General features: G+C 40.1%; 17 protein-coding genes. 6 read left to right on the forward strand and 11 right to left on the reverse strand.

The window, feature by feature from the left end:
- The first annotated feature begins 63 nt into the window (after positions 1–63).
- A complete protein-coding gene (locus tag QM874_RS05725) occupies positions 64–546 on the forward strand; it encodes an S-ribosylhomocysteine lyase (RefSeq protein WP_414316568.1) in 483 nt (160 codons plus the stop codon).
- 55 nt (positions 547–601) lie between these two features.
- Here the strand turns inward: QM874_RS05725 and QM874_RS05730 are convergent, their stop codons facing one another.
- On the reverse strand, positions 602–2,704 hold the full coding sequence (locus QM874_RS05730; protein ID WP_414316569.1) for an AAA family ATPase: 2,103 nt from the start codon (positions 2,702–2,704) through the stop codon (positions 602–604).
- A 402-nt stretch (positions 2,705–3,106) separates the two neighbouring features.
- Positions 3,107–5,422, reverse strand: a complete 2,316-nt coding sequence (pflB, locus tag QM874_RS05735) for a formate C-acetyltransferase (protein ID WP_414316579.1) — start codon at positions 5,420–5,422, stop codon at positions 3,107–3,109.
- 236 nt (positions 5,423–5,658) lie between these two features.
- Here pflB and dinB point away from each other — a divergent pair, with 236 nt between their 5' ends.
- Positions 5,659–6,720, forward strand: coding sequence for a DNA polymerase IV (gene dinB, locus QM874_RS05740; RefSeq protein ID WP_414316570.1), 1,062 nt, complete (start codon positions 5,659–5,661; stop codon positions 6,718–6,720).
- 139 nt (positions 6,721–6,859) lie between these two features.
- On the opposite strand, the gene QM874_RS05745 is transcribed toward dinB, so the two are convergent.
- Both QM874_RS05745 and QM874_RS05750 read right to left on the reverse strand, forming a co-directional pair.
- Positions 6,860–7,705: an undecaprenyl-diphosphate phosphatase gene (locus QM874_RS05745; protein ID WP_075232062.1), complete on the reverse strand. Its 846-nt coding sequence runs from the start codon at positions 7,703–7,705 to the stop codon at positions 6,860–6,862.
- 61 nt (positions 7,706–7,766) lie between these two features.
- The gene (locus tag QM874_RS05750; RefSeq protein WP_414316571.1) at positions 7,767–9,659 is read right to left on the reverse strand and encodes a DUF2207 family protein; all 1,893 of its coding nucleotides are present in this window, start codon (positions 9,657–9,659) and stop codon (positions 7,767–7,769) included.
- 131 nt (positions 9,660–9,790) lie between these two features.
- Between QM874_RS05750 and QM874_RS05755 the strand changes: the two genes are divergently transcribed.
- Both QM874_RS05755 and QM874_RS05760 read left to right on the forward strand, forming a co-directional pair.
- On the forward strand, positions 9,791–11,353 hold the full coding sequence (locus tag QM874_RS05755; RefSeq protein ID WP_414316572.1) for an ABC transporter substrate-binding protein/permease: 1,563 nt from the start codon (positions 9,791–9,793) through the stop codon (positions 11,351–11,353).
- Positions 11,353–12,093 carry an amino acid ABC transporter ATP-binding protein gene (locus QM874_RS05760; protein WP_414316573.1) on the forward strand — a complete coding sequence of 247 codons (741 nt, stop codon included), beginning with the start codon at positions 11,353–11,355 and terminating at the stop codon, positions 12,091–12,093. Before QM874_RS05755 ends, QM874_RS05760 begins: the two co-directional genes overlap by 1 nt.
- 354 nt (positions 12,094–12,447) lie before the next feature.
- Here QM874_RS05760 and QM874_RS05765 read toward each other — a convergent pair whose 3' ends face one another.
- From QM874_RS05765 to QM874_RS05790, 6 genes are all read right to left on the reverse strand, one after another.
- Positions 12,448–12,663, reverse strand: coding sequence for a hypothetical protein (locus QM874_RS05765; RefSeq protein ID WP_001130043.1), 216 nt, complete (start codon positions 12,661–12,663; stop codon positions 12,448–12,450).
- Positions 12,664–12,768: 105 nt separating this feature from the next.
- Complete coding sequence (locus tag QM874_RS05770) at positions 12,769–13,665, reverse strand: SPFH domain-containing protein (RefSeq protein WP_075229970.1); 897 nt, start codon at positions 13,663–13,665, stop codon at positions 12,769–12,771.
- A gap of 82 nt (positions 13,666–13,747) precedes the next feature.
- A complete protein-coding gene (gene ilvA, locus QM874_RS05775; RefSeq protein WP_414316574.1) occupies positions 13,748–14,998 on the reverse strand; it encodes a threonine ammonia-lyase IlvA in 1,251 nt (416 codons plus the stop codon).
- Positions 14,999–15,072: 74 nt separating this feature from the next.
- On the reverse strand, positions 15,073–16,095 hold the full coding sequence (gene ilvC, locus QM874_RS05780) for a ketol-acid reductoisomerase (RefSeq protein ID WP_075566465.1): 1,023 nt from the start codon (positions 16,093–16,095) through the stop codon (positions 15,073–15,075).
- Positions 16,096–16,161: 66 nt separating this feature from the next.
- Positions 16,162–16,638 (reverse strand): acetolactate synthase small subunit, encoded by a 477-nt coding sequence (ilvN, locus tag QM874_RS05785; protein WP_075229973.1) that lies wholly within the window; start codon positions 16,636–16,638, stop codon positions 16,162–16,164.
- Entirely contained in the window at positions 16,631–18,331 is a 1,701-nt protein-coding gene (locus QM874_RS05790; protein ID WP_414270913.1) for an acetolactate synthase large subunit, read from the reverse strand. Before QM874_RS05790 ends, ilvN begins: the two co-directional genes overlap by 8 nt.
- 213 nt (positions 18,332–18,544) lie before the next feature.
- Between QM874_RS05790 and QM874_RS05795 the strand changes: the two genes are divergently transcribed.
- On the forward strand, positions 18,545–18,778 hold the full coding sequence (locus QM874_RS05795) for a hypothetical protein (protein ID WP_414270912.1): 234 nt from the start codon (positions 18,545–18,547) through the stop codon (positions 18,776–18,778).
- Positions 18,779–18,784: 6 nt separating this feature from the next.
- Positions 18,785–19,363, forward strand: a complete 579-nt coding sequence (locus QM874_RS05800) for a transposase (protein ID WP_414270983.1) — start codon at positions 18,785–18,787, stop codon at positions 19,361–19,363.
- Between the two features lie 173 nt (positions 19,364–19,536).
- On the opposite strand, the gene QM874_RS05805 is transcribed toward QM874_RS05800, so the two are convergent.
- On the reverse strand, positions 19,537–22,808 hold a 3,272-nt coding region (locus tag QM874_RS05805), incomplete at its 5' end, for an SIALI-17 repeat-containing surface protein (RefSeq protein WP_414316575.1).

Consider the following 22,808-nt stretch of genomic DNA (forward strand, 5'->3'; position numbering starts at 1 on the left):
CTTAACATTTGTCAACAGACACCTTTGTGATATAATGAAAGAAGAAAGTTGAAAGGAATTACCATGACCAAAGAAGTTATTGTTGAAAGTTTTGAACTTGACCACACAATCGTTAAAGCTCCCTATGTTCGTTTAATCGGAGAGGAAACTGGACCAAAAGGTGATATCATCTCTAATTTTGATATCCGCTTGGTTCAACCAAATGAAGATTCTATCCCTACTGCGGGGCTCCATACTATCGAGCACCTCTTGGCTAAGCTGATTCGTACTCGTATTGATGGAATGATTGACTGTTCACCATTTGGATGTCGTACAGGTTTCCACATGATTATGTGGGGGCGTCACACTAGCTCTGAAATCGCAGCAGTCATCAAGGATTCACTCAAAGAAATCGCTGAAACGACAACTTGGGAAGATGTCCCAGGAACAACTATTGAATCTTGCGGAAACTACAAGGATCACAGCCTATTTTCAGCCAAAGAATGGGCAAAATTGATTCTCCAACAAGGAATCTCAGACGATGCCTTTGAACGCCATGTCATTTAACAAAAAAAGAACCAGTTTTTTCAACTGGTTCCTTTTTTATTCTTAAAACCTTGATTTAGGCTTTTTCACGAATGACCAAAACACCATCTTCCATATCAGCTTCTAGGTGTTTAGCATCAAGATTATCCAAATGGAAGTCTGTTACTTTATCACGGATTTGTTGTTCAACCACACGACGGAGTGGACGAACACCCATGACTTCATCGTAACCTTCTTCAGTCATGTATTCTTTAGCTGCATCGCTCACTGCCAAGTCGATTTCTTTCTTAGCAAGTGTCTTATTGACATCAATCAACATCAAATCGACAATCTTAGAAAGGTCTTCCTTGCTCAAGTGTGAGAATTCAATCACAGCATTGAAACGGTTGAGGAATTCTGGACGGAAGTAAGGTTTCAAACGATCCATCAATTCTGGTTTGTCTGCATCTTCTGTCAAGTTCGCTTCATAGCCAAATCCTGCGTTTGAAGTTGCGATAATTACGGTATTCTTGAAGTTTACAGTGTTACCTTGACCGTCTGTTAAACGACCATCATCCAATACTTGAAGAAGAAGAGTAATCACTTGAGGGTCAGCCTTTTCAATCTCATCAAGAAGGACGATTGAGTATGGATTGCGACGAACACGTTCAGTCAATGTATTGTTGTTGTCATCGTAACCAACATAACCAGCAGTAGTACCAATCAATTTAGAAACGGCTGTACGATCGCTGTATTCTGACATATCCAAACGGATGATAGCATCCTTAGTTCCGAACATATCAAGAGCCAATTGTTTAGCCAACTCAGTCTTACCAACGCCAGTAGGTCCTACAAAGAGGAAGCTACCGATTGGGCGATTTCCTTCATCAAAACCTGCACGGTTACGACGGATAGCACGTGCCACTGCTTCAACGGCTTTATCTTGACCGATAACTTTCGTTTGCAAACGGTGACCCATGTCTTTCAAACGTTCGATATCAGTTGCACCCATTTGTGATACTGGAATACCAGTCATACGTTCTACAGACTCAGCTACGTCATTAACAGTCGCTGTCACCTTGTGATCTTCAGTATGGTTGGCAATTTGTTTTTCAAGTTCTTCGATACGAATTTTTGCATTAAGGGCTGCTTCGTAATCTTCTTTAGCAGCTGCAGCTTCTTGTTTAGCTTTTTCTTCTTCAATTTCATGTTCCACAGCATGTACATCTGTCACTGGGTGTTGTGCTGCCAAGTGAGCAGCTGTCACATCGACCAAGTCGATAGCCTTATCTGGCAAGCTACGTTGTGGAATATATTGAACAGAATAATCAACAGCAGCTTTCAATACTTCATCTGGCAAGATAACATTGTGGTGTTGTTGATAAAGATCACGAATCCCTTGGAGAATCTTGAAAGTATCTTCAGCTGATGGTGCATTAACTTTTACTTCGTTGAAACGACGAGCAAGGGCCGCGTTTTTCAAGATGGTATTACGATATTCATCTTGGGTTGTTGCCCCAATCACTGTCAATTCACCACGTGAAAGAGCAGGCTTCAAGATATCCGCAAGACCTTTAGACCCTTGACCATCCCCTGTGCTACCTGCGCCAAGGATTTGGTGAATTTCATCGAAGAAGAGGATAATATTTCCAGCTTCTTTGACTTCGTTTACTAAGTTTTGAATGTTTTCTTCAAAGCTACCACGGTATTGAGTACCAGCTTCAAGTCCAGAAATATCAATTGAAATAATTTCTTTATTCTTGATAGCAGCTGGGACATCCCCATTCACAATAGCTTGGGCAAGACCTTCTACTACTGCCGTTTTACCAACACCAGCATCACCGACTAGAACTGGGTTATTCTTTGTACGACGAGAAAGGATTTCAGATGTTTCTTGAATTTCCTTGTTACGTCCAATAACCGGATCTAACTTACCTTCACGAGCTTCAGCTGTTAAGTTACGTCCAAGTTTTGCAAGAATACCATCTTGTTTCATAGCTTTACCTTGAACATACTGAGCTTGGCCACTTCCTTCACTAGGAAGTTGACCTGTTTGACGATATATCGCGAATTCTTCAGGAGTTACTTCACGACCGTTAATTAAGTAACGACGGTTTTCTGAACTGTATCCACGCATACCGCCCATTAATTGGTTAAACAAATCATCCATGTTGTTAAAGTTATTAAAGTTGTTGTTCATATTTCATACCTCGTTTGTTTTCAAAATTAGTTAGTCAAATTAATTTGACTTTCTCTGACCTTTGTTTTAAAAAATTTAGACTAGCTACTTGCTACTCTACGTATAATTTCTGGTTCTTCTTTATCCGATACAAATTTTGTAATCGTACTTCTAAAAATACTAATATTAAACATAGGTTGCACCTCTTTTCTAGGTTTTACCCATACTTTAATCTTAAGATGAATTACACAATCACCTTAAAATCAAGGTTTTCTAAGGATTTCCTTATCCTTATGTTCTTAGTATATCACTTTAGTCAGTATTAGTCAATAGTTTTGACTAATTTTGACCAACTTTTTTTAAATATTTTTTTATAGCAAAAAACCAGTCAAAATGACTGGTTTTATTTACTATTTATGAATCTTAGCTCAATGCATCATCCATTGAAAGAACTTCGTGGAAGACACGTTGTGTCAATTCAGTTTTTTGTTCTGGAGTGAGGTATTTAGTGTTTACACAGTATCCAGAGATACGTACGATTACGTCTTCACCTGACATGATCTTTTCGTAAACATCGTTCAAGTCCATAACGTTCAAGTTAACGTGTTGTCCACCGTTTTCGAAGTAACCATCAAGGATTGTTACCAAGTTATCAACTTGTTCGTCACGAGTTTTACCAAGAGCACGTGGTGATACTTGAGTTGTCAATGAGATACCATCAGCTGCGTAACCAAAGTCAAGGCTAGCAAGTGAGTTCAAGTTTTGCAACCATCCACCTTTAGCTTTGTTAGATGGGTTAGCACCTGGTGAGAAGAATTCCAATTTAGACAAGTTCACTGAACCATCTTCGTTGAGGTATACACCTTTGTGGACTGGTGAGTTACCAGTTTGTTTAGAGTAAGCAACGTTAGATGTGATTGTCAAAAGTGATACTGTAGCTTCTGCGTTCTTGTAAAGTTTGTGGCTACGTAGACGAGTTGTGTAAGCTTCGATCAACCATTCTGCCAATTCGTTTGAACGTGGGTCATCTTCACCCCAACGTGGGTATTCACCGATTGTTTCGTAATCGTAGATGTAGCCATTTTCATCACGGATTGGTTTAACTGTAGCGTACTTGATAGCTGACAATGTATCAACAGTGTTAGCGAATCCACAGATACCGAATCCCATGTTAGCACGTTGTTTAGTTGGCAAGAAGGCCATTTGAACAGCTTCGTAGTTGTACTTATCAGTCATGTAGTGGATGATGTTCAAAGCATCTACGTAAGTGTCAGTCAACCAGTCAAGAGATTTTTCAAAGTTTGCTTTAACTGATTCGAATTCAAGAACTTCGTCGCGGATTGGTTCGATGTCAAATACTTTGTAGTCTTTATGAACATCGTCGTAACCACCATTCAAACCAGTAAGAAGAGCTTTAAGAACGTTAACGCGAGCACCGAAGTACTGGATGTTGTGACGTTGTTCTTCGTTTTCTGGGTCAAGTGGAGATACACAACATGAGATACAGCTCATTTCACCGTATCCATCTTTAGCCATTGTTGTAACACCTTCGTATTGGATTGAAGAGTGTTTGTGGCTCATGTGCATACAGTAGCGACGGAAGTTGTATGGCAATTTGTCAGTCCAAAGAACTGTCAAGTTTGGTTCTGGAGAGTTACCGATGTTGTCAAGAGTGTTCAAGAAACGGTAGTCCATCTTAGTAACACGGTGACGACCGTCGTTACCCATACCAGCCATAGAAGTTGTGATGAAGGTTGGGTCACCTGAGTACAATTGGTCATAAGCTTTTGTACGAGCAAATTTAACTGTACGAAGTTTCATAACGAAATCATCAACAAATTCTTGGATTTCTGATTCAGTAAATGTACCACGGGCAAGGTCACGTTCTGCGTAGATATCCAATACGATTGGCACACGTCCTAGAGATGTAGCTGCACCGTTGATAACACGGCAGACAGCCATGAAGGCGATGTTTACCCATTGGATAGCTTCTTTAACGTTCATCGCTGGTTTACGAACGTCAACTCCGTAAAGGTCACCTAAGCGTACAACTTGTTGCAATGCTTGATATTGAAGGTTGATTTCTTCACGAAGACGGATTGTTTCTTCATCGATTTCTTCGATTGCATTCCAGTCGTTTACTTTTTCTTGCATCAAGTAGTCTGCACCGTAAAGAGCAAGACGTGCATAAACACCGATAATACGTCCACGTGAGTATGCATCTGGAAGACCAGTTACAGTGTGAGCGTGGCGAGCACGACGGATGTTTGAAGTATAAGCACGGAAGATACCATCGTTAACAGTTGTTACGTATTTAGTGAAAATTTCGTGAACAGCTGGGTCTGGCTCGTATCCATTTTCTTTCAAAGTAGTTTCAGCCATACGGATACCACCTTTTGGCATGAAGTTCAATTTGAAGAGTTCGTCATTTTGGATACCAAAGATAACTTCGTTTTCTTTATCGATGAATCCTGCAGGGATATCAGCGATAGATGTTGGACGAGTGTCCATTGGGAAACGAGTTTCTTCGTAATGTGCTTTAGTTTCTTCTACGATTTTTTTGATGTGAAGTGAACGTTCTGTTGGTCCTGCAAGGAAGCTTTCATCTCCATCATAAGGTGTGTAGTTTGCTTGAACAAAGCGTGACACACTTGCTTTTTCTTTCCAGTCAACACCTTTAAAGCCTTCCCAGGCTTTGTCAAAAATGTCTTGTGCTTCAACAACTGTCTTAACAACCATGTTAATGTCCTCTTTTTTCTTTCTAGTAACAGTCATCTGTTACATTCATGTACTCAGTATAACATACAGTAAACGATTTCAACAAGTAGAAAATCTCTTTTTTAGCACTTTCTTTTCTAATACAGTTGTTATTTTGTCATAAACTGTATTATAGTTTTGAAAAGAATTACTTGGTTTTCATTTTTTCAGAAAAAGAGTATAATAGAAAAGAAGAACACCCTAGCAAAGGAGATAACATGCTGATTTTTCCTTTAATGAACGACACATCAAGAAAGATCATCCATATTGACATGGATGCCTTTTTTGCTGCGGTAGAAATCAGAGATAATCCAAATCTCCGAGGGAAGCCAGTCATTATTGGAAATGACCCTCGAAAAACAGGGGGCAGAGGTGTTGTTTCAACCTGTAGCTACGAGGCAAGAGCTTTTGGAATCCACTCTGCCATGAGCTCTAAAGAAGCTTACGAACGTTGTCCTCAAGCTGTCTTTATTTCTGGGAATTACGACAAGTATCTGGCAGTTGGCCAGCAAATCCGTTCTATCTTCAGACGCTATACAGACATCATTGAACCCATGAGTATTGATGAAGCCTATCTGGATGTTACTGAAAACAAACTGGGTGTCAAGTCAGCAGTCAAAATAGCTCGCTTGATTCAAAATGATATCTGGCAAGAACTTCATCTAACTGCTTCTGCTGGTGTTTCCTACAATAAGTTCCTAGCTAAAATGGCTAGTGATTATCAAAAACCACGTGGCTTGACAGTTATTCTTCCTGATGAGGCAGAAGATTTTCTCAAGGAGATGGATATTGCCAAATTTCATGGTGTCGGTAAAAAGACAGTAGAAAAACTCCACCAAATGGGCGTTTTTACAGGGGGAGACCTTCTTGAAATTCCAGAAATCACTCTCATTGATCGTTTTGGCCGACTAGGCTTTGACCTTTATCGAAAGGCTCGTGGAATTCATAATTCTCCTGTCAAGCCCAGTCGCATTCGCAAGTCGATTGGGAAAGAAAAAACCTATCGGAAAAGTCTCCAATCAGAAGAAGATATCAAAAAAGAGCTGACCATTCTCTCTGGAAAAGTCGCTCTCAGCCTCCAAAAACACGAAAAGTCCGGTAAAATAGTTATTCTGAAAATCCGCTATCATGACTTTTCTACCCTTACCAAACGGAAAAGCTTGTCAGAAAGCACTCAGGATGAGGAAATCATTGCTCAAACCGCTATCCAGCTTTATGATTCTCTAGCTGATAAAGATAAGGGAACCCGCTTATTGGGTGTCACTGTGACTGGATTTTAAAAGAGGTTGGACAAAAACTCAATTTCAGGAGTAAATGAAGTAAATCTTTCCACAATAAAACGCATAGTATCAAGTTTTTTCAAAATCTGATATTATGCGTTTTTTGATTTTAAAGACTTTTTGCCCAGCCTCTTTTTTCTTATACAAATAATCGAACGAAGCTATAAAGTAGTAATACACTACCTAGGACAATACGGTATTTACCAAACATCGTAAAGTCGTGTTTTTTCACATAGCTAGTTAAGAAACGGATAGCAACCATGCTGACTGCAAAGGCCACTACCATAGCAACTAGAAGTAAGAAGAATTGACCAAAACTCAAGACTTCTCCCGCTTTGATGAATTTAAAAATCTTCAAAGCGCTGGCCCCAAACATAACTGGAATTCCTAGATAAAAGGTAAATTCTGTCACCACTGAACGACTAGTACCATTTAACAAACCACCGACGATAGTGGCACCTGAACGGCTCGTTCCCGGTAAAAGAGCCAAGACTTGGAAAAGACCGATATAAAGGGCTGTTTTATAAGGAAGCTTATCTAGCTCTGTGACTGTTGGCTCAATAGCTTGTGCCTTGTTGCGTTTTTCAAGATAGATAAAAGCAACCCCATAAACAATCAACATAATAGCCACTGACACCATATTATGGAAATGAGTATCAAACCAATCATCAAACTTAAAGACAAGGAGAAGAGGTAGAGTCGCTACAAAAACTTTGGACCATAACTGCCAAGTTTTACGGACTTGCACCTTATCCTTACCAGGTTTGAAGGGATTAAGTTTGTTAAAGTAGATTACCATAACCGCTAAAATAGCTCCGAGTTGAATAACTACGTTAAACATTGACATGAAGGCTTCACTCTGGTCTTTATACTGGACAAACTCTTCTGCTAGGATCAAGTGACCTGTACTTGAAATTGGCAACCATTCCGTAATTCCTTCAACAATACCAAAAAAGATAGATTTTAAAATTTCAATAAGATACATAGATAACTCCTTTTTCTATCCTCCATTATATCATACTTTTATAAGCTGTGTTTAATTTTCTTTAAAAGGCACCGATGCTGCCGCCACCACCGCCACCAGAGAATCCGCCACCAGAACTTCCACTACTAGAAGATACTGAGTAAGTACTTGCTGTATTTGCGACACTGGCATAATGGCTCATTTGCGCTGTTGAATGATAAAACATGCTATGCCAGCCATAGGCTACATAGAGATTGATATCTGGATTTTCAACTTGGATCTGGTGAACCTTCATCAAATGGCTAACCTTGTCAGCACAGCCAAATAAAGTTGCATACACCAGTAGGCGATTCCAGACTACAATACTTTCCAACTCTGCCTGATCCAGTCGTGCAATCTCACGTAACATATTTTCAAAACTCGTCCAAAGATAATAGACCTCTGCTCCTGCTTCATTTAGGACACCATCACGATTATCTAGTCGAAGCTTCCAATAATAGAAAAAAGCCAAAATTAAACCTAATGAGCCAAGTATTGGCAAGGGGAGATAAAGATAGCCATGAACGTCCAAACTGTACAAGAACAAACCAAATCCGATGATTAGTGGGAAAATAGTAGAAACACCCATGCTCACTTGCAAGACCTTTTCCCCGCTAGTCAAGGGGCGATAATAATCTGGTAGCCCCAAGAAAGTGACTCGGTCCTTGACCCCTTCTTGCATCTCTTTCAATGCTCTTTCAAAAGAATATTTGAGCTTACGACCTTTTGTTTGAATCCTTTTTTCATCAACAGCTTTTGCTCCACGGTAAAGGCTCTCAGAGACCTTATAATCCGCAAACAAATCAGAAACAGCAACTTCTTTTTTACCTGAAAAGGCCAGATTTAGACAGGTCCTCTCAAAGCTTGCCAAGCCATCTTCTTTTACCAACCTTAAAGTAACTGCATCTCCTTCTGAAATAATAGAGACATTACCACGGTCGATTACATCTAGTAAGGTAGCCTGAATAAGCTGGTTGAAGGTAAATTTGCCTGCTCCTTTAATTAGAGGACTCACTTCCTCCAAGGAAGTAGAGTAAACAGCTTCAGATAAAACCATAGGCTCTAATTCCATCGGCGGTTCATAGAGACGATGATTTTTGGCATATTTGACTGAAGGAGTGGTTTTTCTTCTATAAATAAAATAGAAGCAGGTACTTAATAACAAGGAAAGTGAAGAAATCAAAGGAACCACCAAAGTAACTAGATATTTACTCTGCTCTTTTTCTCTTACAATCGAGTCTTCTATCTTGTTAAACTCTTCTAAACGATTCCCTTTTAAGCCCTGATCCATAGCGCTAGCAAAATCGGTTCGCGGCCAGTAGGCATGCAATTCAACTCCACGCTGAGACGGAAGATTATCTAAACGAATCGTATAGTCAGGACCACTCTGTTCAATCCTTCCCTCTCTAAAGAGTTGCCCTGTGTGGAAAAAGAGTTTTTCAGCCCCCTTCTCTCCGCTTACATGAAACTCAAACTTTTCAATAGATTCTGAACTGTCGGTTAAGGGTTGCCAATTTAATTCAGCGATATCATCATATAAGAAAAGAAGGTTTTTCAATTGCCAGGTAAGTTCCACTTCGACCCTGTCTCCTTCCTGACCTGGATTATAGACTTTAACAGTATAACCATTCGTTTCTTCTGTCACTTCGCTAGTAAGATTTTCGATTTTATGACCGTTTTTAGATGCCTCAACCTTTGGATGAGGATCAATTTCAAATCCGCTAGGCATCTTGCCTGCACGACCAAGCCCCACGATTTGGCCATTAAAATCATCCTCAAACTGGTAAACTATCTTCTGCCTAAATTCCGCTGTATTGTCTGCATGAATATACAGTTCTCCTTTATAGGATGGAATGCTAAACTCCACAGCAAAAACCAGTTTGGGAACAATTATCAGACAAGTAAATATAAGTACTATTAACCAACTTTTTTTCATAATATAGCCTCTTTTGACCTTTTTCTCATTATATCATTTTTTTCTAAGTAAGGGTTTACTAGGATTGAAAAACTTGCTAATTTTCGATACAATAGAGAGAAGTCATTTTGAGACTAGAAATAGGAGAACACATGAAGAAATTATTCTTATCTATATTTACAGGTCTAGCATTAACCCTAGGCCTGATGAATACTGTCCAAGCTGATGAATATTTACGCATCGGGATGGAAGCAGCATACGCTCCCTTCAACTGGACACAAGACGACGATAGCAACGGTGCTGTCAAGATTGACGGAACCAACCAGTACGCCAATGGTTATGACGTTCAGATTGCCAAGAAAATTGCTAAGGATTTAGGAAAAGAACCCCTCATTGTTAAGACAAAATGGGAAGGTCTGGTTCCAGCCCTTACTTCTGGAAAGATCGACATGATCATCGCTGGTATGAGTCCCACTGCTGAACGTAAGCAAGAAATTGCTTTTTCAAGTAGCTACTACACTAGTGAACCCGTTCTTTTAGTTAAGAAAGACTCTACCTACGCCAACGCTACAACCTTAAACGATTTTGATGGTGCTAAAATCACTTCTCAGCAAGGGGTTTACCTTTATGATTTGATTTCACAAATCCCAGGTGCTCAGAAAGAAACAGCCATGGGTGATTTTGCTCAGATGCGTCAAGCTCTTGAAGCTGGTGTTATTGATGCCTATGTTTCTGAACGACCAGAGGCCCTAACTGCCGAGTCAGCGAACGCTAAGTTCAAAATGATTCAGCCTGAACCTGGTTTTAAAACTGGAGAAGAAGATACTTCTATCGCTATCGGTCTTCGAAAGGATGACGAACGTATCAGTCAAATCAATGCAAGCATCGAAACCATCACTAAAGATGAGCAAGTTGCCCTAATGGATCGTATGATTAAGGAACAACCTGTTGAAGCTACCAGTAGCGAAGAACAAAGCAGCTTCTTTGCTCAAGTGACAAAAATTCTTGCAGAAAACTGGCAACAACTCTTAAGAGGAGCAGGTATCACACTTTTGATTTCCATCATCGGTACTATCACAGGTTTGGTTATTGGTTTAGCAATCGGTGTCTTCCGTACTGCTCCACTCTCTGAAAACAACTTTGTAGCAGTCTTACAAAAAGCGCTTGGCTGGTTACTCAGTGTCTATATCGAAATCTTCCGTGGTACACCGATGATTGTACAATCTATGGTTATCTACTATGGAACTGCCCAAGCTTTCGGAATCAATCTTGACCGTACACTTGCTGCAATCTTTATCGTTTCGATCAATACCGGTGCTTACATGACAGAAATCGTCCGTGGTGGTATTCTAGCTGTTGACAAGGGACAATTTGAAGCGGCAACTGCACTTGGTATGACCCACAATCAAACCATGCGTAAGGTTGTCCTACCACAGGTCGTCCGCAACATCCTACCTGCAACTGGTAATGAATTTGTCATCAACATCAAGGATACTTCTGTATTGAACGTTATCTCGGTTGTAGAGCTTTACTTCTCAGGAAATACGGTAGCAACCCAAACCTACCAATACTTCCAAACCTTTACCATCATCGCTGTTATCTACTTTGTCCTCACCTTTACCGTAACCCGTATCTTACGCTTTATCGAACGTCGTATGGATATGGATACCTATACGACAGGTGCTAACCAAATGCAAACGGAGGATTTGAAATAATGAGTCAACCAATCCTTGAAATCAAACACCTCAAAAAATCCTACGGACAAAATGAGGTTCTAAAAGATATTTCTCTCACTGTTCACAAGGGAGAAGTTATTTCTATCATCGGAAGTTCCGGTAGTGGTAAATCAACCTTCCTGCGCTCCATTAACCTTCTTGAAACACCAACCGAGGGAGAAATCCTCTATCACGGTGAAAATGTACTTGAAAAAGGCTACGACCTCACTCACTACCGTGAAAAACTAGGGATGGTTTTCCAATCCTTTAATCTCTTTGAAAACCTCAACGTTCTTGAAAATACCATTGTCGCTCAGACAACTGTCCTCAAGCGTGAACGGGCAGAAGCTGAAAAAATTGCTAAAGAAAATCTAGATAAAGTTGGTATGGGGGAACGCTACTGGCAGGCTAAACCTAAACAGCTTTCCGGCGGTCAAAAACAACGTGTCGCTATTGCTCGTGCACTTTCCATGAATCCAGATGCCATTCTCTTTGACGAACCTACATCAGCTCTTGACCCTGAGATGGTTGGTGAAGTTCTTAAAATCATGCAAAATTTGGCTCAAGAAGGCTTGACCATGATTGTCGTGACTCACGAGATGGAATTTGCTCGCGATGTTTCTAACCGCGTCATCTTTATGGACAAGGGTGTCATCGCAGAAGAAGGAAAACCTGAAGTCCTCTTTACCAATCCAAAAGAAGAACGAACACGAGAGTTTTTACAACGTTATTTAGGATAAGGTAAAAACGATTAGATAAATCGTAAAACAAGTGTCGTTTTTCTATCCCTAATCATCATTGAGTCAAAGGCTCATGAACATAAAAATCAAGGTCGGATTTTATCCCGACCTCTTTTTATATATTTGAAAACTCATTCCTGTGCTCGCTAGCCTCTGTCTCCTGCTTCCTAATCACGAAATGCCTCTAGTTATATTCCTGGTCTTTTCTTAGATTTTTATGGCTAAAATCACTCTGCTCCCTATCAAGCTAATTCATTCTAACAAATAGACTCGTTGAGCAGATCATAGTAAGGCTATTTTATAGTCTCGTAAATAAAAGCAGACCCTAAAGTAGAGTCTGCTGGTATCCAAAGATTAATCTTCAAATTTTTCATGATTTTTTTCATAGAAATCAATTAATCCAAGGGCTGTTTCAAAGGAAATATTTTTAACTTTTGCACGTCCTTGAGCCAGAGCAATGATAGACATTTCACGTGCATTCGTTTCTTTAGAAATACGATAACCAGTGATCTTCTTATCACGAACCCAGCTAACAACTGATTCTACTTTTTCAAAGTTAGACTTAGCCATGTTTTTCTCCTATTTTATTCTTTACGATATTTAATTGTATATGTTTTTAAGGGATTTGTCAATAAAAAAACATATAGTCAATCAAATAAAACGTTAAGATTATATTTACTTAGCTTTCAAAGCTGATAATATATGGGTTCGTATATCTTCAACTCCATTAGGATTTGCTGGTAAGAAAATTGTATTATTACCTTCTTTTTCTGCAAAATTATTCAATGTATCTAAATACTGGTTGGTTAATAGGATTGACATAATTTGCTCTTCAGTTAATTCAACATTGGCTCCTTTTAATTCGATAATAGAATCAGCAAGTCCATCAACAATTGCTTTACGTTGCTCTGCGATCCCCACACCGTGTAGGCGATCTTTTTCTGCCTCTGCTTCGGCCGCTGTTACGATCTTAATTTTATCTGCTTCAGCCAATTCTTGTGCTGCCACTCTTTTACGTTGAGCAGCATTGATCTCGTTCATAGATTGTTTGACTTCAGCATCCGGCTCTACTTTGGTAATGAGCGTCTTAACGATAATGTACCCATACGTTGACATTTCTTCTGCTACTTGTTTTTGAACTTCTAATGCAATTTCATCCTTTTTCTCAAACAATTCATCCAAAGTTAACTTAGGAACAGATGAACGCAATGCATCTTCAATATAAGATTTGATTTGAGCTTCAGGTCTCATTAGTTTATAGTAAGCATCAGTAACGTTTTGCTCATTTACACGGTATTGTGTCGCAACATTCATAGTAACGAATACGTTATCTTGGGTCTTGGTTTCTACTACAATTTCACTTTGCAAGAGTCGTAATTGTACTCGAGCGGCAATCTTATCAATGCCAAAAGGTGCACGCAGATGAATACCACTGTTGCTCAACTTTTGATACTTACCGAACCGTTCAATAATAGCCACCGACTGTTGTCGAACGACATAGATAGAGCTCACTAAAATAGCTCCAACAATAAGCATTAGAATAAATAGAACAAGTATAACTTGTAAAACCATGGGAATCTCCCCCTTTCTTCACTTACATTATAGCACTCGTAAATAGGTTAGGCAAATAATATGATAAAAATTTCATAGGAAATTAAACAAGCATATTATAAAGAGTTTCATTGCCATTCAAATTAATATAGGCTGGGTCAAAACTTTCCATTCTACGAATAAGGCTAGCATAATCGTGCTTATCAGATAAAGCAATTCCAATTAAAACTGGTCCTGTTCCCTTACTAGCTCGTTTGATATACTCAAAACGAGTAATATCATCATTTGGTCCTAAGATATCATTTACAAACTCTCGAAGTGCTCCCGGACGCTGTGGGAAATTCACTACAAAGTAATGCTTGATACCATCATAAATCAAGGCACGCTCTTCCATCTCTGGCATACGGTTGATGTCATTATTCCCTCCAGAAATGATACAACAAATGGTTTTACCCTTGATGTAGTCGGACAAAACTTCCAAGGCCGCAATGCTGGCAGCTCCTGCAGGCTCTGCTACAATTCCTTGTTTAGAGTAGAGATCGATTAAGGTTTCAGAAATCAATCCTTCATCTACACCAATAAGCGTTTCAACATGTTTACGTGTCGCTTCATAGGTCAATTCTCCAACCTTCTGAACTGCAATGCCGTCAGCAAATTTGTCAATTTCCTTTAGTTTGACAGGCCCACCCGCTTCAAAGGCCGCCTTCATTGATCGGGCTCCATTGGCTTCTACACCAATGACATCAATCTCTGGATTTGTTTCCTTTATATAAGTAGAAACTCCAGCGATCAAACCACCTCCACCAACAGGTACTAGAACAGTGTCAAAGGCTATAGATTCTTTGCGTGCTACTTCCAAAATTTCATAAGCAACGGTTCCCTGTCCTGCTTGAACATTGGCATCATCAAATGGATCAATAAAAGTACGATTTTCAGCTAGAGTAAACTCTTGTGCTGCTTTAGCGGAAGCATCAAAGGTATCTCCAACCAATTTAATAGTTACAAAATCTCCTCCAAAGAAACGGACCTGACCAATTTTTTGTTGGGGTGTTGTAATGGGCATGAAAATTGTTGCAGGAATCTTCATTTCATTACAAGTGTAGGCTACTCCTTGAGCATGATTGCCCGCTGATGCACAGACTACACCTCGTTCACGTTCTTCTTTGCTAAGCTGAGAAATAGCGTAATAGGCACCTCGAATCTTGAAGGAACGCACTCGTTGGGCATTTTCTTTTTTGAGATAAATCTTGGCACCATATTTTTCCGACAGATAATGATCATATTCTAGTGGAGTTTCAACTACCACTCCATTCAAAACTTTATGGGCTTTCACCACATCTTTTGCACTTATCATATTTTCTCTTTCTTGAAAGGATCTAAAATGTGAAAGCGAGCTCGGTCCCCCCAACTCGCCTTCATGTTTACATATTAGTTATAGATTTTGAAAGCATCGTCGTCATTTTTTCCAACGAATGGCATTGCTTTACGCAATTCAACACCAACTTTTTCAATCTCAAGGTCAGCTGCTTGTTCACGGTAGGCAGTCAATTTTGGACGACCAGCTTTATAGTCGTTCACAAAGTCATTTGCAAATTTACCATTTTGGATATCAGCAAGAACAGCCTTCATATTTTCTTTCACTTGGTCAGTGATCACACGTGGACCTGAAACGTAGTCACCATACTCGGCAGTGTTAGAAATTGATTGACGCATTTTCTTGAATCCACCTTCATAGATCAAGTCAACGATGAGTTTCATTTCGTGAAGGACTTCAAAGTAAGCCAATTCTGGAGCATAACCAGCTTCAGTCAAGACTTCAAATCCTGCTTCCATCAAGGCAGTCAAACCACCACAAAGAACTGCTTGTTCACCGAACAAATCTTCTTCTGTTTCTTCTTTAAAGCTTGTTTCAAGAAGACCAACGCGTGCTGAACCAACACCTTTAGCCCAGTCCATAGCAATATCTTTAGCATTTCCTGTTGCGTCTTGGTAAACTGCATAAAGCGCTGGAACACCAAATCCTTCTTCGAAAGTACGACGTACCAAGTGACCTGGCCCTTTAGGAGCACACATGAATACGTCAACACTTTCTGGAGCTTTGATGAATTCAAAGTGGATGTTAAATCCATGTGCAAAACCAAGTGCATTACCAGCTTCCAAGTTTGGAGCTACTTCTTCCGCATAAAGGTCCGCTTGGATTTCATCTGGTGCCAAGATCATGATGACATCAGCCAATTTAGTTGCCTCAGCTACTGTGTAAGTGTCAAATCCATCTTCTTTTGCTTTGTCAAAAGACTTACCTGGGCGCACACCGATGATAACATCATGACCTGTATCACGCAAGTTTTGAGCGTGGGCATGACCTTGTGAGCCATATCCGATAACGGCGATTTTTTTACCGTCAAGTGCTGCTACTTTTACATCTTTTTCATATTCCATTTGAACTGCCATAGTTTTTCTCTCTTTTCTATCTATTTATTGCCTTTTAGGCTAGTGTAACTAATTTAGGTTGGATTTTTAGTCGCGGGTAAATCCAGTTGCACCCGTACGAGCGATATTGCGAATACCATACGGTCGAATCACTCGTAATAAAGCTTCGCTCTTTTCTGCATTTCCAGTCATTTGAATGGTAATGGAACTTGGAGCCACATCCACTACTGTTGCACGGAAAGGCTGTATAATAGCCAGAATCTCTGCACGTTTTTCAGCAGGTGCTGATACCTTTACGAGTATAACTTCACGTTCCAAGTGGGGTTTATCTGTGATATCACGAATGCGAATCACATCAATCTGACGATTGAGCTGTTTGATGATTTGTTCGACTTCGTCATGTGAAGCAACATCAATGATCAGGGTAATACGTGATACATTCGGATCTTCCGTTGCACCAACAGAGATACTTTCAATATTGACCTGACGGCGAGAAAGAACACCTGTAAAACGGTTTAGAACTCCTGAGCGATTTTGAAGTTTTGCTGTTAACATTCTACGCATTGAACTTCACCCCCAACATCTCATGATTGCTCTTACCAGCTGGAACCATTGGAAGAACATGCTCTTTACGGGAAATATCAACCTCGATGAACATAGGAACATCTTCCAAAATAACTTCTAAGTCCTTTGCCAAGGTCTCAGGATTGTCAAACTTATAATTTTGAATACCATAAGCCTGGGCCATAAGCTGAAAATCAGGTAGTGTTTCAAATACAGACTCCGAAGTTCTTCCTTCATAGAAAGACTCCTGCCACTGGCGAACCATCCCAAGCGAATGGTTATTGAGCATAATGACCTTGATTGGAATCTTGTAAACATTCAAGATTGCCAGTTCCTGATTGGTCATCTGGAAACCACCATCTCCAACAAAGAGAACAACTTCCTTATCAGGATTTGCAATCTTGGCTCCGATAGCTGCAGGAACACCGAATCCCATGGTTCCTAGACCACCTGACGTTACCAGTTGACGCTCATTTTGGTAAGGATAGTATTGAGCTGTCCACATTTGATGTTGCCCAACGTCTGTTACGACAATGGCATCGCCTTTGGTCAATTCACCCACACGTTCTATAACTGCTTGTGGTTGCACGACACGTTCCTTCTTATCGTAAGAACGAACACGGTTCTTATCTTGAGTGACTTTCTCAATCCATTTCTCTGTGTTATTATGAACAGTTGGTTCAGAGAGCAAGAGCTCTAAGGCCTTCTTAGCATCTCCAACAACAGGGATATCAACAGAGATTATCTTTCCAATCTCAGCTGGGTCGATGTCAATGTGAGCAACTTTAGCATTCTTAGCAAAGGTCTTAGGATTTCCAGTCAAGCGATCATCAAAGCGACAACCAATAGAAATCATAAAGTCAGCTTCAGTCATAGCAATATTTGCTGCAAAGGAACCATGCATTCCGCCCATTCCCAAAAATAGGGGATGGCTAGTTGCTATCGTTCCCTGTCCCAAAAGACTGGTAACAACAGGAATTTGATAACGTTCTGCAAATTCATTTAACTCTGCCGCAGCCTCTGCATAGCTAATTCCACCACCAGCTAACAAAACTGGCTTCTTAGCCTTAGACAACTGTTTCAAGATTTTCTTGATTTGCATCTCATTAGGCTCTAGAGTTGGTTGATAACTTGGTAAATCTATCTCCGATGAATAGACGAAATCCGTCTCAAGGGCAGAAACATCTTTTGGTAAGTCAATGACGACCGGCCCAGGACGACCTGTAGTTGCAATATGGACAGCTTCCGTAATAATCCGTGGAATATCCGCTGTTTCGCGCACCTGATAGTTATACTTAGTGATTGGCATGGTTATACCAACGATATCCGCTTCTTGGAAAGCATCCTTACCGATTCCCGCTCTTGCGACTTGCCCTGTGAAGACCAAAAGGGGAACACTATCGCTCATGGCATCTGCAATACCTGTAATGGCATTCGTTGCCCCCGGTCCACTTGTGACGACTGCGACACCAAGTTTTCCTGTTGACTTGGCATAACCTTCAGCTTCATGAAGACAACCTTGTTCATGGCGACCTAGAATATGGCGAATACCTTTAAAATTATAAATAGCATCATACAAAGGCAATACAGCTCCGCCTGGATAACCAAAAATCGTATCGATTCCTAAGTCACGAAGTGTTTCCAAAACGAGTTCTGAACCTGACTTTGGTGAGTCTAAAATGATTTTCTCCATTCTACCCCTTTCTCTTCTCTTAAAAATAGCTTGTTACTATGATACCATTTTTTCAAAAATTTTCAATACAAAAGAGCAAATTTTCTGAATTTTCTATCTAGATGTTTTTTCACATACTTTTAAACTAGCTATCTACTGAGCCAAGACATTGAGGAGACCCCTGTTAAAGGAAAGGATGGACGTAAAACCCAGCGTCGTAAACTCAAGAAAGTCTTGCGTAAAGTCAAGGATGATTTTTCAGTACGTGCTGAAAAATATGAGAAGTATCAAGAGACATTTGAGGGGCGCAATAGCTTTTCTAAAACCGATCCAGATGCCACTTTTATGCAGATGAAAGAAGATCATATGAAGAATGGTCAACTCAAGGCTGCTTATAATCTTCAAATCGCTACTGAAAACCAATTTGTACTTCACTATAATGTCTTCTCAAATCCGACAGATACCTAGACTCTTCTGCCATTCCTTGAAGCCTATCCGTATGACGTAAATACAGTTGTCGCAGATGCTGGATATGGAAGTGAAGAGAACCTCCTTCGTTTAGATGAAAAGAGGGTAAACCATCTGATTAAATATGCCATGTTTAACAAGGAACAGAAGAGAGGGTATAAACAGTCAGCTAGAAACTTAGCGAATTGGCACTATAATGACAAGGAGGATAGCTACACACATCCTGACGGTTGGTGCTATCGTTTTTACCATATCAAACATCAGAAAACACAGACAGACTTTCAACAGGAAATCAAGGTTTACTACGCTGATGAACCTGAATCAGCCCCTCAAAAGGGACTTCATATTAACGAACGCTATCAGCACTTAAAAACTAAAGAATGTCAGGCGCTTTTATCTCCTGAAGGTAGACAGATTTTCGCTCAACACAAGATTGATGTGGAACCTGTTTTTGGGCAGATAAAGGCTTGTTTGGGTTACAAGAGATGTAACCTAAGAGGCAAGCGTCAGGTGAAAATTGACATGGGATTGTTGCTTATGGCTAATAACCTCCTAAAATACAATAAGAGAACGACTCAAAATTAAAAAGCTAGAGTTCCGCTGTTGGGAATCTCTAGCTTTTTTGTGACTGGAACTAGTTTGTCCCAGACTCATAGCAGTCATTTCTATTTTAGGAAAATCGTTCTAAGTATATTCTTTCATCCAATATCTATCACTCATCATCTTCTTTCGAGAAATTAGTGACTGCTTTTAGCTGATTAATCTAGTTTTCTTCGACCTACATATAGGCTCAATAGTATTCCACTACCTAGAAGAATAGAGATATAATCTGTTTGGCTTCCAGTCTCAGGCAATTTATCCCCATGTTTTTCTTTTACTGTTGTTGGTTGAACAGGTGTTGGAACAACTGGAGTTGGCTGCGCTGGTACTGTTGGAACATCTAATCCTGGTACTTCGTGTACTTCTGGAATCCCTGGTACTCCACCGTTAAATTCTGGCACTTCGTGTACTTCTGGAATCCCTGGTACTCCACCGTTAAATCCTGGTACTTCGTGTACTTCTGGAATCCCTGGTACTCCACCGTTAAATTCTGGCATTTCGTGTACTTCTGGAATTCCTGGTACTCCACCGTTAAATCCTGGTACTTCGTGTACTTCTGGAATCCCTGGTACTCCACCGTTAAATTCTGGCATTTCGTGTACTTCTGGAATTCCTGGTACTCCACCACTAAATTCTGGTACTTCGTGTACTGCTGGTGGCACTGGTACTTCACCATTAAATTCTGGTACATCATGTACTTCTGGAATTCCTGGTACTCCACCACTAAATTCTGGCACTTCGTGTACTTCTGGAATTCCTGGCACTCCACCACTAAATTCTGGCACTTCGTGTACTTCTGGAATTCCTGGCACTCCACCGTTAAATTCTGGTACTTCGTGTACTGCTGGTGGCACTGGAATTTCAGATGTTGGTTTGTCGTTTAAAGGTGGTACTGGTTTGTTTTGGCATCCACATTTACCATCTTTGCCATCGCGTCCATCGCGTCCATCGCGTCCGTCTCTACCATCTTTGCCATCTTTAACAACTGTTTTCGTCACAGTGCCGTCAGAATTGATGATTGTGATTGTGTGACTTCCATCTCCATTATCTTCAACAGAAACTTTTGGTGATTTACCATCTTTACCGTCTTTAATCACCATTTCTGTCTTACTTCCATCCGGATTAGTAATTGTAACAACGTGAGTTCCATCGTTATTATTTTTAACTGTTACAGTTGGTGAAACTCCATCTTTGCCATCTTTACCATCTTTGATAATAGATTTGTATTCACGGCCATCAGAATCAACGATTGTCAATGTGTGAGTTCCATCTCCGTTATCAACGATGTTCGCTTTTGGTGATTTACCATCAAAGATTGTAGTTGTAGTTTCTTTACCATCAGCACCTGTAACTTTAATAGTATGTGAACCATTATTGTTATCAATCACTTCAAGTTTTGGTTCTTTACCATCACGAACTGTAGTTGTTGTAGTTGTACCGTCTGAGTTCACAACTGTGATAGTGTGAGTTCCATCACCGTTATCCACAACCTTAGCAGTTGGTGATTTACCGTCACGAATTGTGGTTTCAGAAACAGTACCATTACCGTTTTCTACACGAATAGTGTAAGTACCATCATGGTTGTCTTTAACAGTTGCTACTGGTGATTTACCATCTTTAATGATTGTTTCAGTAGTTGTTCCATCACCATTTAGAACTGAAATCTTATGAGTTCCATTTTGTTCGTCAGTAATAGTAACTTTTGGTGATTTACCATCACGAACTGTGGTTTCAGTTGTCACACCTTCTGGATTTGTAATAACGATTGTATGACTTCCGTCTCCATTATCACGAACAGATGCGGTTGGAGTACGTCCGTCAACACCGTCACGACCATTTTTAACAACAAACTCATTCTTAGTTCCGTCTGGGTTTGTAATTGTTACAGTGTGGCTTCCATCTGGATTTTCTGTTGTTGTAGCCGAAGCAGATTTACCATCTTTACCATCTTTGATGATAGCATTAGTAACGTTACCGTCTCCATCCGTAACTTTAACAGTGTGAGTTCCATCGTTGTTATCAGTTACTTCAACTTTTGGAGTCTTACCGTCTTTACCATTCTTAACAACAGTTTCTTTAGTTGATCCATCTGGATTGGTTACAGTAATTGTGTAACTTCCATCTTGATTATCAGTAGTCGTGATAGTTGCAGTCTTACCGTCTTTACCATCTTTGACTTTAGTTTTTGATTCAGAACCATCTGGATTTCTAACTGTAATAGAGTGTGTTCCATCTCCATTATCTGTTACCGTAACAAACGGAGATTTTCCATCTACCCCGTTATCACCTTTATCCCCTTTTTCACCTTTAAGCCCATCAAGAACTGTTGCAAGAGGTTTTGCAGGATCTAATGGTTGTCCTGGTTTTGCTGGATCTTCTACGTAAATCTTAGTCTCATTGCCTTCTTTTCTAGCAACTAAAGATTTACCATCTTTACCATCTTTACCATCTTTACCATCTTTACCATCTTTAACATTCACAGTAATTGGAGCTTTACCAGGTGTAGTTATGGTTACATCTGTACTCTTTCCGTCAGCTCCTGGTTTTGTAGTAATTTCAGGTGTGTCACCTTTATCACCTTTAGGACCTTTGATGTTACCTGCTGGTTCCCATGCATTGTCCTTCTTAACGAAGACATCGCCTGTTTCAGTATTAACGAAGCTGTCTCCATCCTTACCTTGACTTGGTTTTGGATTTTCCTTACCATTGAGAACTTCTTTACCATCACGACCTGACTGGCCTGTCGCTCCATCTTTAATCAGTTCTGATCCCAAAAGTTCATCAGTTCCTGGAGTATATTTACCATCGCCATTTTCATCAGTATAGAATGTAACCACTGTGTGAGATGGTTTTCCATTTTGTCCTTCAACTCGTAACAAGTCAACTTTTGGAGTTTTTCCGTTTAGCCCATTTTCTCCATTTTTCACATTTACTGTTACTGGGTCTTTCCCTGGTACTTTGAATGTAATATCAGAACTATTGCCATCTTTACCAGGTTTTACAGACACTTCCGGAGTTTTCCCATCTTGTCCATCTTTCACAATGGATGTTTGAATAAGGGTATCAGTTCCTTCTGTATAGTTACCATCACCATCTTTGTCAATGTAGAAGGTTAGAGTGGTTTGTTTCTTATCTTCATCACGGACAGCTTTAACTTTTGGTGTTTGACCATCTACTCCGTTTTTAACGACTGTTGTGAGGGCTGGTTTGCCTTCTGGCTGAGTAATAGTAATTGTATGACTGCCATCTTGGTTGTCTGTCACAGTTACTGTTGGAGTGAAGCCGTCTTTACCGTTCTCACCCTTATCGCCTTTAGGACCTTTGATGTTACCTGCTGGTTTCCATTCATTGTCCTTCTTAACGAAGACATCGCCTGTTTCAGTATTAACGAAGCTGTCTCCATCCTTACCTTGGCTTGCTTCTGGATTTA

The sequence above is a fragment of the Streptococcus infantis genome (assembly GCF_047463615.1).
GTDB classification, from domain to species: domain Bacteria; phylum Bacillota; class Bacilli; order Lactobacillales; family Streptococcaceae; genus Streptococcus; species Streptococcus infantis_X.